We start from the raw sequence: 14,385 nt of genomic DNA, 5'->3' as shown, positions 1-14,385 counted from the left end.
GAATAGCGCATTGATAACTTGTGGTTTAGCTAGAGACTTAGGATAATAGCGACAGTTTACATTTAGCAAGTTCATTATGATTTTTATTGATTTAACGGCTGATCGTTGTCCACTTGCATTGGTTAAGTTTAAATTGGCGCTTAAGCACCTTGCCGTTGGTGAAGAGTTACAAGTGGCACTAAAAGATGCTGGAGCTCGGCAAGATGTGCCACGTTATCTCAATAAAATTAATTGTTCTTATACTGAGCTGAAAAATGACCCACAGGTGTTACTCTTATCTATTGTGAAACACTTAACCCCATAATTTTAGAGCGTTACTGCGTAGGAATAGTGAATGTTATCCATATTAGCAGATTGGTATAAAGCCCGTTTTAGCGATCCTCAAGCCGTCACCTTAGTCTTTATTTTAGTGGGGATTGCGCTGGCTATTTATTTCGCAGGCGGATTATTAGCACCACTATTAGTGGCCTTAGTGTTGGCCTTTTTACTGGAGTGGCCCGTTGCACAAATGGTTAAAGTTGGTATTAACCGTACCACTGGCGCCTCACTGGTCTTAGTGTTGTTTTTAGGCGTCATGTTATTACTGACATTTGGTTTGGTGCCCAGCATTTGGCGACAAGGCGTAGCCTTAGTTGCCGATCTGCCTAACATGTTAGACAAAGGCTTATTGACCTTAAAAACTTATGTAGAACAATACCCGCGTTTTTTTAGTGTTGAGCAACTCGATGCGAGTGTAGGCGAGATAAAAAAACTACTTGATACGCATAATATTATCGATTTTGGTAAGCAGTTAATCGGCTACTCGGCATCATTATTGGTATTGATGGTGTACGCGATTTTAGTACCATTGTTGGTGTTCTTCTTTTTGAAAGACAAAGATGAATTAATTAAGGGCAGTAAACGTTTTATTCCAGCCAATCGAGAACTGGCTCGTAAAGTGTGGCTTGAGATGGATCAACAGATCTTTAATTACATTCGTGGCAAAGTGATCGAGATAGTAATTATCGGGGTTGCTAGCTATATCTTCTTTGCGATTATGGATCTACGCTATGCTGCATTACTCGGTGTTTTAACCGGTTTTTCTGTGCTCATTCCTTATGTTGGTGCAACATTAGTGACGCTTCCCATCGCTTTGGTCGCATTCTTCCAATGGGGCATCAGTCCTGAATTTGGTTATCTGATGCTTGGTTACGGTATTATTCAGGCACTCGATGGCAACTTGTTGGTACCGATATTGTTTTCAGATGCTGTTGATCTGCATCCTGTGGTTATTATTGCGGCGGTATTAGTGTTTGGCGGTTTGTGGGGAGTCTGGGGAGTGTTCTTTGCCATTCCGTTAGCTTCACTCGTCAAAGCCGTTATTAACGCTTGGCCTAAGTCTGAGAAAGAGAAACAAGCCGAAGAACGAGCCGCATAAATGTTTTGCGATCAATTAATTTGATATCAAAAAAGCCAGTATAATACTGGCTTTTACTTTATTTGGGCTGTTTTTTTAGGGTTGTCTTTTATTGTTGCTCAATAATATTCAATACCACTTCATGGTGATCTTTGGTCTTAAACTTGTTGAATACGTGGGCGACTTTACCGTCTTGTCCTATGAGGAAACTCAGGCGGTGGATACCATCATATACTTTACCCATAAACTTCTTTTCACCCCATACGCCAAATGCATCGGCAATCGCGTGATCCTCATCACTCAGGAGTGAAAAATTAAGAGCGTGTTTATCGGCAAAGCGGGCTAACTTAGCAACGGGATCGGGACTGATGCCCAATACAGTGACATTAAGTCCATCGAGTTGAGGTTGGGTGTCACGCAGACCACACGCCTGGACCGTACAGCCTGGTGTTAGTGCTTTAGGATAGAAATAAACCAGCACAGGCCCTTTGTCGAGTGCTTGTTTCAGAGAAATGGATTCGTCATTTTGATTCTTTAGCATAAAGTCAGGTGCGAGATCACCTGCAATTAAGGTATTCATAAAAATTCCTTTATGGTTGTGTTTCGATACCTTGCATACGTTCGATGCTACAGCTGAGGTTCATTTGGTGTGCCAATTCATGCAGACTCAGTTCTAATTTATCTATCTCGACTTTTTCAGGCACATTAATAGTTAATGACACAGTTTGAATTGGTTCACCTTGTGCGTTTTCTTCGGCGTGAGAGCGTACCGCGGCGAGATCAAGTGAACGATCGGCTAAGAATTGTGTCAGTTTTCCCATAGTACCGCGCTGATCTTGGCCATTTAAGGTCACCAGTAGTCTGGATACGAAATTGAGTGGAGTATGTTTTGAAGTACGCTTCATGACCGTGAGAAGGCCCAGCTCAACACTTAATGTAGATAAGCTAGTTTCCATCTTTGTGATCGATGTCCAAGCGCCGGAAATCATCATGATTAAGGTGAATTCATTACCAAACAATGCCATGCGGCTATCGACAATATCACAATCGCATTCACTGGCTAGTCTTGCAAAGCGACTGACGATTCCGGGACGATCTGAGCCCAGAGCAGTGACGACCAGATGATTGGACATGAAATTCTCCTAAATTGACGACTTAACCTTGTTTAAAAAAACACCAAAGAACTAAGGTGCTATTTTGAAGACAGTTATGCTAACACATGTTCATCATTTTGCGATCCCTGTCTTAATAAACAGCAGGAGAAATGGTTAGCATTCTTAAGGGATGCCTTTCTAATAAATCGCAACATAGTTATGCTTGTTTTTAACAGTTAGCATCAGTACCATAGCGAGTCCTGAATCCTTGGGGAAGTCACATGATAAACGGAAGCATTGTAGCCTTAATCACACCTATGAATAGTGATGGCTCGGTTGATTATGCAAGTCTAGAAAAACTAGTTGAATACCATATTGAACAGGGAACCGATGGCATTGTTGCCGTAGGCACCACTGGTGAATCTGCAACCTTACCACTTTCAGAACATATAGAAGTTGTTGCCCATACGGTTAAATTCGCTGCAGGTCGTGTACCTGTTATTGGCGGCAATGGCGCTAATGCAACGGCTGAAGCGATAGAGCTAACCAAAGCTCAATCTAATCTTGGTGTTGCAGCCATGCTTGGGGTGACACCTTATTATAATAAACCGACACCAGATGGTTTAGTTGCGCATTATACTGCGGTTGCTAATTCAACTGATATTCCACAAATTTTATATAATGTTCCCGGACGCACTGCAGTGGATATGCTACCAGAAACAGTCGCGCGTCTAGTGGAAGTACCTAATATCATGGGCCTGAAAGAGGCGACTGGCGATGTGAGTCGTGTGGCTCGTCTGCGTCAATTATGTGGTGCAGATTTCAAATTATACAGTGGTGATGATGCAACGGCGCGTGAATTTCTTTCACTTGGTGGTGATGGTGTTATTTCTGTTGCCAACAATATCGTGCCACGTCAGTTCAAAGCAATGTGTAAAGCAGCACTAAATGGCGATACAGCAGGGGCTATAGCGGTCGAAGTAGAGATCATTTCTTTATTTGATTCATTGTTTTGTGAAGCTAATCCTATCCCCGTTAAGTGGGCTGCTCACCGTATGGGATTGATCAATCATAGTCATATTCGTTTACCTTTAACGGAACTTTCACCTAAGTATCATGGTCTGTTGCTAGAAGCGATGAAAAAAGCCCGGATAGAGGTCCAATAATAAATGCTAAAGCAAGTAACCCCGATTTTGCTAATTGCAGCTGTCACAGCCTGTAGTTCACCGATAGATAGACGTCAGGCTAATGGTAACGAAGATTATGTCTCGTTAACTCCCCAGCCTGATTTGGTTATTCCGCAAGGGCTTAACAAGCCTAATTACAGCTCCGAGTACAATATTCCTGAATTAGGAAGTAAAGCTGATGCTAGCTTAGTGGGTAAAAAGCTTGATATTCGTCCGCCATTGCAAATTTTGCCTATGGCGGAAGGGACTCATGTTGAAGATTCTAGTGACAAGATAAAAGTGGTAGTGGAATCTATCGATAATGAAGTCGACCTACGCCAAGAACTGTATACAGTGATCACCGATTACTTAAATAGCCGTGATGTTAGTATCGTAAGGCAAGATAATGCTGCTGGAGTGATTGAAACTGATTGGATTGAAAACCAGGAAGTCATCGATTCAAACTTTTGGGGTAGCGACGAAGTGTATACAGTACGTCAACGTTATCGTTTTACTATCGACGTAAGACCCCATGGCCGCAGTGGTAACTTAACCATCGAGCTTATCGATCATGAAGAGCATTTTGATGGTCAGCAACAAGATATCTTATTAACTGGTGAAGACAAGCGCCGTTACACCGTCGATATGCTGAACGGCACTATCGCATACATGAGCGTTAAGCGTGACAAGATGCTTAAAGCCAAACGAATTCGTGAAAGTTTAGGTATTACTGTTGAGTTGGTCAAAGCTGCTGACGTTGCTGAAGGTGAGACTCAAGCTGCAAGTTATTGGTTAGCAGACGCGCCATATAACCGTACTTGGGAACGCCTACGCATTGTATTACCAGAAATGGGCTTCGAAATTGTCGATATGGATAGCAACAAAGGCTTGTACTATATCAATGTTAATGACGATTCAGGCTTTTGGAGCTCATTATGGAGTGAGAAGAGTTTGCCTATTAAAGAAGGTTCTTATCGCTTATTGGTTGATGAAGATAACGCTGACGACAGCAAAACCCGAATTTATCTAAACGATATGGCCGATGCGCCAGTGGATAATGAGGTGGTCGAAGCGGTATATCAAGGTCTATCTGATTTAATGAAAGAAGATCGTAAGGTCAGATAATCTCAGTTTTGATAAATAAAAAAGAGGCTATTAAGCCTCTTTTTTTATAATTATTTGTTGTACTTGAACTCGCTAGGGAAGGTTTTTTACCATATAGTTTATGGATTGAACTAGTCCAATGCACGGGGAATAGATGACGGCAAAATTTCAGCTTCAAGATGTCGATGCAAAGTACTTAGATATAGTGAGTACATTTGCCATTGAGATGCTGTCTCTACATGAGATTGACGAGATATTATGGCACCTTGCCCGCAATGTCGTTGCCCAGTTGGGTTTTGATGATGTGGTGATTTATCTATTGGATGAATCCCGTGATGTTTTAGTTCAGAAAGCCAGTTTTGGTGCCAAAAACCCCAAAGATTTAGAAATTTTATCTCCTATTGAATTGAAAGTGGGTGAGGGGGTCGTTGGACAGGTCGCCAAGATTAAAAAACCGCTACTTATCACCGATACTCGCCGTTTCCCCAATTATATTGTCGATGACGCACCACGCTTATCAGAGCTTGCAGTACCCATGATAGTTGAGGGTGAAGTGGTGGGGGTTATTGACAGCGAACATCCCAAAAAGAATTTTTATACCCAGCAACACGAACATATCGTGATGGCGTTAGCCTCAATTACTGCGATGAAGATCCACAAGGCAAAAACCTTAGTCAAATTGCAAAATACTATCGAAGAACTGGAATATTCGAGCAAGATCCAAGATGCGTTATTTGAAATTGCTGAGCTGATTTTTGAGACCGACAGCTTGAATGCCTTCTATAAAAGATTACATCAATGCATTGGCAGATTAACTTTTGCCAAGAACTTTTACGTCGCCATTTTAGATGAGGACCGTAGCGGTTTAAATTTTGTCTACCATGTGGATGAATTTGATCAATTAGATGCGTTTGAGCAACTCGATGAAACGAATAGACGATTGGAAATCGATCCTAGCTACTTGAGCATTACTGGTTATGTACTACTTAAAAATAAGCCTTTGTTAGTCAACGAAGCGCAAATAAAATCCATGGTCGAAGATAAGACGATTCAGGTGTTTGGGAAAATGCCTAATGCTTGGCTAGGGGTGCCATTTGGTGATGATCAATTTAAAGGCATTGTCGTTGTACAAAGTTATGCTGATAGTTATCAATTTCAGCAAAAAGATAAACAGTTATTGGTGTTTGTGGCTAAGCATATCCGTAATGCAATTGAGCGAATGAACGTTAAGTCTCGCATGGAGTTCCTCGCATTACATGACTCGTTAACTGGCTTACCCAACCGCACGTTATTTATTGATAGGTTAACCCAAGCAATCAATAACGCTGATGAACAAAGCGGCGTATCATTGCTTTATATGGATGTGGATCGATTTAAGAGTGTCAATGACACTTACGGGCATCATCTCGGTGATGAACTGCTAAAAGGGTTAGCCGAGCGTTTATCTCAGGCATTAGGTCCTCATGACACCTTGTGTCGTTTAAGTGGTGATGAATTCGCTATCTTGCTCAGCAAAGTAAAAAATTCACAACACAGCGAATTTATCGCTGCGCAGTTGTTAAGTTTACTCGAAGAGGTAATCGATCTAGGTGGTATCCGAATTAAAGTCTCAATAAGCATAGGGATTGTTAACTGTTTTAATCGCGATTTATTACCAAATCAATTGCTGATGTTGGCCGATGAAGCCATGTATAAAGCTAAATTGCAGGGGCGTAACCAGATCTTTGTTTGTAACGAAGATATGGAAGAGGGACTAACATCGACCTATAAACTGGAGCGTGAGTTTTTATTGGGGATCGAAAAAAAGCAGTTTTATCTCGAATATCAGCCGGTATATGAGTTAAAAACCGATCTTTTGGTGGGCGCCGAGGCGCTAATTCGCTGGAAACATCCTCAGCATGGCATCTTGGGTCCAGGGCGCTTTTTACCTGAATTACAAAGGTCTGGCTTGTTAGAGAAGCTAGACCTCTACGTGGTACAACACGCATTAGAGTTCATGATTAAACATCAATTAAAACTGCCTAGCGGTTTTAAACTCAGCGTTAATGTATCAGGTGTAGGGTTAAATTCAGGGCAATTACTTAACTTATTTGAATATTATTATTGTCATAATAGTTCTGTATTGTCGCAAATCTGCGTGGAAATAACCGAGCAAACCTTAGTAACCTCGGTGGAGGAGACCACTTTTACCATTGAGCGCTTGCGTCAAATGGGGATCTCCTTGTCATTGGATGATTTTGGAACCGGTTATTCATCGTTGAGTTATTTACATAAGTTTGTTTTTGACATGCTGAAGATCGACCGCTCCTTTATTAGCCACATGGATATGGCTTACGACAACCGAGTTATTTTGGAAACGATCATTAATCTAGCCCGTTCGCTTAACATCAAGACGGTTGCCGAAGGTGTTGAAACCCAAGAACAATATCAGAGTATGCAGGTGTTGGGTTGCGATTACGCACAAGGTTATTTTATGCATCCGCCGTTAGCTGAGGACGTATTATTTGAAGTGGTCAATAATCAGCACGTTTTTAACCATATTAGTTGAGAAAACCAACAGTCTGTCGATTCATCAACCAATAAGGTGTTGTTGCTAAATTGTTAAGTTTGTAAGCAAAAGTAAAACACCTTGAAGCGCATATATTCCTAGGTAAACTACCGTTAACAAAATGATCTCTTTTGGAAGATTGATGAAAAAAACTATAATATTCTCAATACTTTTAGCGGCAGGAGCCGCTTACTATTTCTATTCAAATCAACCTGCTAGCAAGGCCGAATCACAAGCTCGTCCTACACCGAACGTGGTAGTGGCTAAAGCAGAAATGCAGCCCATTCGTGATGAGGTTGAAGCATTAGGTACTACCAAAGCTAACGAATCTATTGCTGTTACACCTAAAGTGACTGATATGGTAACAGAGCTTAACTTTGACGATGGTGACATTGTTGAGAAAGGGCGGATGTTGGTACGTTTGCAAGATCGTGAGCAAATTGCCAGAGTTACAGTTGCTAATGTTAAGATGAAAGATCATAAGCGCGAATTGGCTCGTATTAGTTCATTGGTTACCAGTCAAACTGTCGCCGAGCTTGAGCGAGACAGACTGCAAACTTTAATCGATACCGCTAAGGCTGAATTAGATGAAGCTGAGTCAGCGCTGAAAGATCGACATATTCTAGCCCCATTTTCGGGTCGCTTAGGCTTACGCCAAGTGAGCTTAGGCAGCTTGGTCACTCCTGGTACTGTGATCACTACACTGGATGACATTTCGGTGATTAAACTTGATTTTTCAGTTCCTGAACGCTTTTTACAATCGATAGAGATAGGTAAAGAGGTAGAAGCAACTGCGGTTGCCTTCGATGATGAAGTATTTAAAGGTAAAGTTGTTTCGGTAGACAGCCGAATTAACCCTGTCACACGTGCTGTGGTGGTTCGCGCCGAGATCCCGAATAAGAAGTTGCGTTTGCTTCCAGGTATGTTGATGACAGTTAAACTGATTAAACAGAGTCGTGACGGGTTAATCATTCCCGAATCTGCCATTATTCCCATTCAAAAAGACCACTTTGTCTATTTAGTAAACGATGAAAACATCGTAGAGCGTCGTCAAGTTAAACTGGGTATTCGCAAGCGAGGCTGGGTAGAAATTGTTGGTGGTATCGAGGTAGGTGAACAGGTGATGATCCGCGGTATCCTCAAGGTGCGTCCTGGTGACAGTGTTAAAGTTGAGACCAGTGAAAACTTTAGTTTTCAGGATCAAGCTAAGGTAGGACCTACCGTATGATGCTGACAGATTTGTCGGTAAAACGGCCGGTTTTTGCTTCCGTTATCAGCATATTACTGATTGTTTTCGGTTTAGTATCTTTCGATAAGCTGCCACTTCGTGAATATCCTAATATCGATCCGCCAATTGTTTCTATACAGACAAACTATCGTGGTGCGAGTGCGGCAGTTGTCGAAAGCCGCATTACCCAGTTGGTTGAAGATCGGATCAGTGGTGTAGAGGGAATTCGAAACATCAACTCATCCAGCAGCGATGGACGTTCTTCGGTCACGCTTGAATTTGATGTTGGTCGCGACATTGAAGCCGCCGCTAACGATGTACGTGACCGCATTTCTGGTTTACTGAATAATCTTCCTGAAGAAGCCGATCCCCCAGAAGTTCAAAAAGCTAATGGCGGTGATGAAGTGATCATGTGGCTCAATTTGGTGTCTGATCAGATGAACACCCTTCAGCTTACCGATTATGCTCGCCGTTATTTGGAAGATCGTTTTTCGGTTATTGACGGGGTAGCCAATATTCGACTCGGTGGCGGTAAAGTCTACGCCATGCGGATCTGGATAGACCGTCAAGCCTTAGCCGCAAGACACCTTACCGTTGCAGATATTGAAAAGGTACTGCGCTCTGAAAACGTTGAGTTACCCGCGGGTTCTGTTGAGTCTAAAGAGCGTCACTTTACTGTGCGTCTCGAGCGTACTTTTAAAACCGCCGAAGACTTTTCAAACTTAGTGTTAAGCGAAGGTGAAGATGGCTATTTAATCAAGTTAGGTGACGTTGCAAAAGTTGAGATTGGTTCCGAAGAGGAACGTATCACTTTTAGAGGCAATAAAGAGGCGATGATTGGTTTGGGGGTTTCCAAACAGTCAACGGCAAACACTCTTGATGTAGCTAGAGCTGCAAATGCTTTGGTTGATAAAATCAACCCAACGCTCCCCGCAGGTATGGAAATTAAGCGCTCCTACGATAGCTCAGTATTTATCGAGGCATCGATTAACGAGGTTTATCAGACTCTGTTTATCGCTATGTTTTTGGTGATTGTGGTTATTTATCTGTTTTTGGGTAGTGTGCGAGCCATGTTAATCCCCGCGTTGACAGTGCCCGTTTCTCTCATGGCTACCTTCATCGTGTTATTTGCCTTAGGTTATACCATCAACTTACTCACCTTATTGGCGATGATTCTTGCTATCGGTATGGTGGTTGATGATGCCATCGTGATGTTAGAGAACATTCATAGACGAATTGAAGAAGGGGATTCACCACTCAAAGCAGCATTTTTAGGTGCAAGAGAGGTTGGCTTTGCGATTGTAGCTACCACCCTAGTATTGGTTGCGGTATTTATGCCTATCACTTTCCTTGATGGCGATTTAGGTAAACTGTTTAAAGAATTTGCTGTGGCGATGAGTGCTGCGGTGATTTTTTCCAGCATCGTTGCACTGACATTGAGCCCAATGATGTGTTCGAAGCTGCTAAAACCTGCTGCTCAAGATGGTTGGTTAGTGCGAAAGATTGATGCGGGAATGGACAAGTTTACTGCATTTTACCGCAGCATATTAGCGAGATCGATGAAGCATCCAATCTTGATCAGTTCCTTTGTGTTTTTATCTTTAGCAGCCAGTGGCTATTTAATGACTAAAGTACCACAGGAGTTTGCACCTCGCGAAGACAGAGGCTCGATGTTCTTGATTGTCGATGGACCGCAGGGCGCAAGCTTTGAATACATGACGCCATATATGGATGAAATAGAAGCACGTCTAATGCCTTTGGTGGATAGTGGTGATATCAAACGTTTATTGATCCGTGCTCCACGTGGTTTTGGTCGCAGTGCCAATTTTTCTAATGGTATGGCGATCATTGTGCTTGAAGATTGGGCAACACGTCGTCCTGCATTTGAAATAATTGCTGATATACGCCAGCGTTTATCAGACTTGGCCGGTATTCGAGCATTTCCGGTGATGCGTCAGGCCTTTGGTCGTGGTGTGGGTAAACCGGTACAGTTTGTACTGGGGGGACCAAGCTATGAAGAACTGGCTAATTGGCGTGATATTTTGTTAGAAAAAGCCAAAGAGAATCCAAACTTAATTGGTTTAGATCATGACTACAAAGAGACCAAGCCTCAGTTGAGGGTGGTGATAGATAAAGATCGCGCTGCCGACCTTGGGGTGTCTATCTCTCATATTGGTCGAACGTTAGAGTCGATGTTGGGGTCACGTTTGGTAACTACCTTCATGCGCGATGGTGAAGAGTATGATGTGATCATCGAAGGAGATCGTGATAATCAGAATACTGCCACCGATTTGACCAATATCTATGTACGTTCAGATAGAAGCGGTGAGTTGATCCCCTTGGCCAACTTAGTCAATGTGGAAGAGTTTGCCGATGCCAGCCAATTAAATCGTTACAATCGTATGCGTGCTATCACTATTGAGGCTAACTTGGCTGATGGCTACAGCTTAGGCGAAGCATTAGATTACTTAAATGATATAGCGCATGTTTATCTGCCAGCAGAAGCGGTGATCAGTTATAAGGGACAGTCGTTAGACTATCAAGAGTCAGGAAGCTCGATGTATTTCGTCTTCTTGCTGGCGCTGGGTATTGTTTTCCTCGTGTTAGCAGCGCAATTTGAAAGCTATATTCACCCAATTGTGATCATGTTAACTGTGCCTTTAGCAACATTAGGAGCCTTGATTGGGCTGTGGTTAACCGGACAAAGTCTGAATATTTATAGTCAGATCGGGATCATCATGTTAGTGGGATTGGCGGCGAAAAACGGTATATTGATCGTTGAATTTGCCAATCAACTGCGTGATAAGGGAATCGTGTTTGATGATGCTATTATCCAAGCATCATGTCAGCGCTTACGTCCCATTCTGATGACGGGAATTACCACCGCAGCGGGAGCTATTCCGTTAGTGTTGGCACAAGGCGCAGGTGCAGAGACTCGCTTTGTTATTGGTGTTGTCGTGTTATCAGGCATCATCTTAGCGACCTTCTTTACGCTATTTGTGATCCCTGTAATGTATTCTCTGATCGCGAGAAATACTAGCTCACCAGAGACAATAGCCAAGGTATTGGATAAAGAGCTTAATGAACCATCATAGGCTATTTTAGTGTCATGCTGTCAAAGCCAACCTCACGGTTGGCTTTTTTATTTGATGTATTTTATATTGAATTTCATACAAATCGGTATAAAGAAGTGCTAAAACTAGTCGAGTAGAGCTTTTTCTTATACTGATTGGTATTAAATATAATGGATGAGGAGGGACTATGCGGGAAGTGTTTATAATGGATGATAGCCAGTCTAAAACATCACAGGCAAGCTTTCAAAAGGGAGCGATTCGTGTCGATGGAAGGTTAACTAAGACTAGGGAACAGCTTTGTTTCGAAGCACATGATCCTAAAAGTTATTATGGTCCTTATCAGCTTTTACTCAGCGACATAGTTAAAATCAAATCTTGTTGGGGCAAAGGGGCGGGTATTTTACCTATTACCCCAAATGGTGTTGAAGTGACCATGGAAAATGGTGAGCATTACCAATTTATCGTGGCGGATAATCAAGCCTGGATAAATCTTTTGACCCATGAGCTACAAGTGACTCAATAATGAAATGTACTTGATTAAAAATCATGGGCTTAATAGCAATAGACAATAAAAAAGCTTACCTAGGTAAGCTTTTTTATTGTCTATTGCTAATTATCATTATCTGAGTGCTTGGTGTCTTGCTCTTGCTTCACCGTTTTACTGTCAGGTAATTGGGTTTTGTCAGTAGGCTTAGGTTTAGTTAAATCGTCCTTGCCAAATTGTGGCATCTTAAACTTTGCACTGTATTTTAACACTGCAATATTACTGGCAATAACGCCAATAACCAGAATGATGATCAACCATACTTCAAGATCTGACATAGCTTCCTCGGCTTAATCTACTGCTAAGCGTTTTTCACAAATACGAATATCTTCTGGAGTATCAACTTCTGGTGAGTCGAATGCACTGATGGCGACCTTGATTTTATAGCCATGTTCAAGGGCTCGTAATTGCTCAAGCTTTTCGAGATCTTCTAAGCGTCCTAGCGGTAACTTAGCAAAGGTTGAAATAAACTCTCGGGTATAGGCATAAACACCTAAGTGTTTATACACAGGGTAGTCGTTGGTATCTCGTCCAAAAGGAATGCGGGCACGAGAAAAATATAACGCATTAAAATCGTTATCAAACACCATCTTAACATGCTTAGGGTCATTGAGTTCATGCTCTTCGGTGATCTCATATCCTAAAGTGGCCATTGAGAATTCACCCGGATGACGTTCAAAAAGCGTGATGATTTGCTCTATTGATATAGGATCGATAAGGGGTTGATCGCCTTGTAGGTTGATCACTAAATCATCATCGGCAAGCCCTAGTTGGGTAATGGCATCTTCAATTCTATCGGTTCCAGAGGCGGCATTAGCGTCAGTCATTACCACTTTACCACCGAAAGACTCAACCGCTTCTTTAATACGATCGTCATCGGTTGCCACATAGATGGCGGTTAATCCTTTGGCCAAGCCAGCACGTTCATAGACATGTTGGATCATCGGCTTGCCGTTAATCGGTGCTAGCGGTTTACCGGGAAAGCGGCTAGAGCCATAGCGTGCAGGGATTAACAGAGTTACATTCATAGATATACCTTAATTGGTCATTGCATGGATATTAATAAAAGGGCCCGAGATGAGCCCTTTTATGACACCATTAAATACGACGGAATAACTTGGTGAGCATCTCGTCGGTTACTTTCTCTTCCCATCCACTACCGTAAACATTGTCCCATAATGGACCCATGCTCTTCGTGACGGCAACCATTTTAGCAATCGTCTCATCAGGAAGATCTTTACAGATATTCTTAGGAAGGGTGATGTTGTGCTTTTCCATCATGGTGCGGAATTCAGCCACGCCTTCTGGATAGAACTCTTCAAGGACGTTAAAGGCTAAGCAGTTACCGATGCCGTGATGATAACCTAGTACATAGCTTAGACCATAAGAAACGGCATGACACGCACCTACTTGGCTATAGGCGATGCTCATTCCGCCCATGTAAGATGCCATCATCAACTTGTCATCTTTTTCTGGATGGTCGTCAATGAAAACTTCTAGACAAAGATCCATCGACTTTTCTGCGAAGGCCTTAGCAAACTCATTCAAATAAGTGCCTTGCAATGATTCAACACAGTGGATATAGCAATCCATACCTGTGTAGAACCATTGATCCGTTGGCACCCCAGCGATGAGCTCAGAGTCCATAATGATTTGATCGAATACAGTGTAGTCCGAGTTTAAACCTAGCTTTCTAACAGGGCCACATAATACTGCGGTGCGAGAGGCTTCTGCACCGGTACCTGAAACAGTTGGAATACCAATATGGTGAACCGCTGGGTTCTTGATAAGATCCCAGCCTTGGTACATTGCACTGCCACCAGGGTTAGTGAGCATCAAAGACACCGCTTTGGCTAAGTCCATGGTTGAGCCGCCACCAAGACCAACTACGCTTACTGGTAATTTACTATTGAAGGCTTGAACCTGTTCAGTTAATGAATCGACTTGTACTGTTGTTGGTTCTTCATCAACATTGACATAGATAACCAGATCATGGTCTTTGGCTGGAACGCGTTCAGCTAATGGTTTATTTTGATGAACATCATCGATAAGAAAAACCACAAAGTCATCTTCAACTTTACGCTCTTCGCCCAATACTTTGTCCAGATCAACAAAGCAACCACGGCCAAAGATCATTTTAGGTACGCATTTAAAATTTTTGAAACTCATTACAACATTCTCCGTTGAGACTAGTACTGTAAAAAGTACTATCGAGCCATTAGGATTAAAGG

Annotated in this window: 13 protein-coding genes; 8 read left to right on the top strand and 5 right to left on the bottom strand. The window is 42.3% G+C overall.

Annotation, left to right across the window (positions count from 1 at the left end):
• The first annotated feature begins 76 nt into the window (after nt 1-76).
• Together L1D21_RS07480 and L1D21_RS07475 are read left to right on the top strand one after the other, a co-directional pair.
• Nucleotides 77-304, top strand: a complete 228-nt coding sequence (locus tag L1D21_RS07480; protein WP_239844613.1) for a sulfurtransferase TusA family protein — start codon at nt 77-79, stop codon at nt 302-304.
• Nucleotides 305-334: 30 nt separating this feature from the next.
• Complete coding sequence (locus L1D21_RS07475; RefSeq protein WP_239844612.1) at nt 335-1,417, top strand: AI-2E family transporter; 1,083 nt, start codon at nt 335-337, stop codon at nt 1,415-1,417.
• An 88-nt stretch (nt 1,418-1,505) separates the two neighbouring features.
• On the opposite strand, the gene bcp is transcribed toward L1D21_RS07475, so the two are convergent.
• Nucleotides 1,506-1,976 carry a thioredoxin-dependent thiol peroxidase gene (bcp, locus tag L1D21_RS07470; RefSeq protein ID WP_239844611.1) on the bottom strand — a complete coding sequence of 157 codons (471 nt, stop codon included), beginning with the start codon at nt 1,974-1,976 and terminating at the stop codon, nt 1,506-1,508.
• Between the two features lie 10 nt (nt 1,977-1,986).
• Nucleotides 1,987-2,529: an ACT domain-containing protein gene (locus L1D21_RS07465; RefSeq protein ID WP_239844610.1), complete on the bottom strand. Its 543-nt coding sequence runs from the start codon at nt 2,527-2,529 to the stop codon at nt 1,987-1,989.
• 242 nt (nt 2,530-2,771) lie between these two features.
• On the opposite strand from L1D21_RS07465, the gene dapA reads away from it, so the two are divergent.
• From dapA to L1D21_RS07435, 6 genes are all read left to right on the top strand, one after another.
• Nucleotides 2,772-3,656, top strand: a complete 885-nt coding sequence (gene dapA, locus L1D21_RS07460; RefSeq protein ID WP_239844609.1) for a 4-hydroxy-tetrahydrodipicolinate synthase — start codon at nt 2,772-2,774, stop codon at nt 3,654-3,656.
• A 3-nt stretch (nt 3,657-3,659) separates the two neighbouring features.
• Nucleotides 3,660-4,781, top strand: coding sequence for an outer membrane protein assembly factor BamC (bamC, locus tag L1D21_RS07455; protein ID WP_239844608.1), 1,122 nt, complete (start codon nt 3,660-3,662; stop codon nt 4,779-4,781).
• Nucleotides 4,782-4,914: 133 nt separating this feature from the next.
• Nucleotides 4,915-7,308: a GGDEF domain-containing protein gene (locus tag L1D21_RS07450; RefSeq protein ID WP_239844607.1), complete on the top strand. Its 2,394-nt coding sequence runs from the start codon at nt 4,915-4,917 to the stop codon at nt 7,306-7,308.
• A gap of 142 nt (nt 7,309-7,450) precedes the next feature.
• Complete coding sequence (locus tag L1D21_RS07445) at nt 7,451-8,536, top strand: efflux RND transporter periplasmic adaptor subunit (RefSeq protein ID WP_239844606.1); 1,086 nt, start codon at nt 7,451-7,453, stop codon at nt 8,534-8,536.
• Complete coding sequence (locus L1D21_RS07440) at nt 8,533-11,631, top strand: efflux RND transporter permease subunit (RefSeq protein WP_239844605.1); 3,099 nt, start codon at nt 8,533-8,535, stop codon at nt 11,629-11,631. The genes L1D21_RS07445 and L1D21_RS07440 overlap by 4 nt, the downstream gene beginning before the upstream one ends.
• 166 nt (nt 11,632-11,797) lie before the next feature.
• Complete coding sequence (locus L1D21_RS07435; RefSeq protein ID WP_239844604.1) at nt 11,798-12,133, top strand: hypothetical protein; 336 nt, start codon at nt 11,798-11,800, stop codon at nt 12,131-12,133.
• Nucleotides 12,134-12,219: 86 nt separating this feature from the next.
• Here L1D21_RS07435 and L1D21_RS07430 read toward each other — a convergent pair whose 3' ends face one another.
• The 3 genes from L1D21_RS07430 to kdnB form a co-directional block, all read right to left on the bottom strand.
• Entirely contained in the window at nt 12,220-12,432 is a 213-nt protein-coding gene (locus tag L1D21_RS07430) for a DUF2897 family protein (RefSeq protein WP_239844603.1), read from the bottom strand.
• Between the two features lie 12 nt (nt 12,433-12,444).
• A complete protein-coding gene (gene kdsB / locus L1D21_RS07425; protein WP_239844602.1) occupies nt 12,445-13,182 on the bottom strand; it encodes an 8-amino-3,8-dideoxy-manno-octulosonate cytidylyltransferase KdsB in 738 nt (245 codons plus the stop codon).
• 70 nt (nt 13,183-13,252) lie between these two features.
• A complete protein-coding gene (kdnB, locus tag L1D21_RS07420; RefSeq protein ID WP_239844601.1) occupies nt 13,253-14,323 on the bottom strand; it encodes a 3-deoxy-alpha-D-manno-octulosonate 8-oxidase KdnB in 1,071 nt (356 codons plus the stop codon).
• Between the last annotated feature and the right edge of the window lie 62 nt (nt 14,324-14,385).

Source organism: Shewanella sp. Isolate11 (assembly GCF_022398315.1).
Taxonomy (GTDB): Bacteria; Pseudomonadota; Gammaproteobacteria; order Enterobacterales; family Shewanellaceae; genus Shewanella.
The sequence above is the reverse complement of the archived record's forward strand: the minus strand, read 5'-3'. Positions and strand labels throughout refer to the sequence as shown.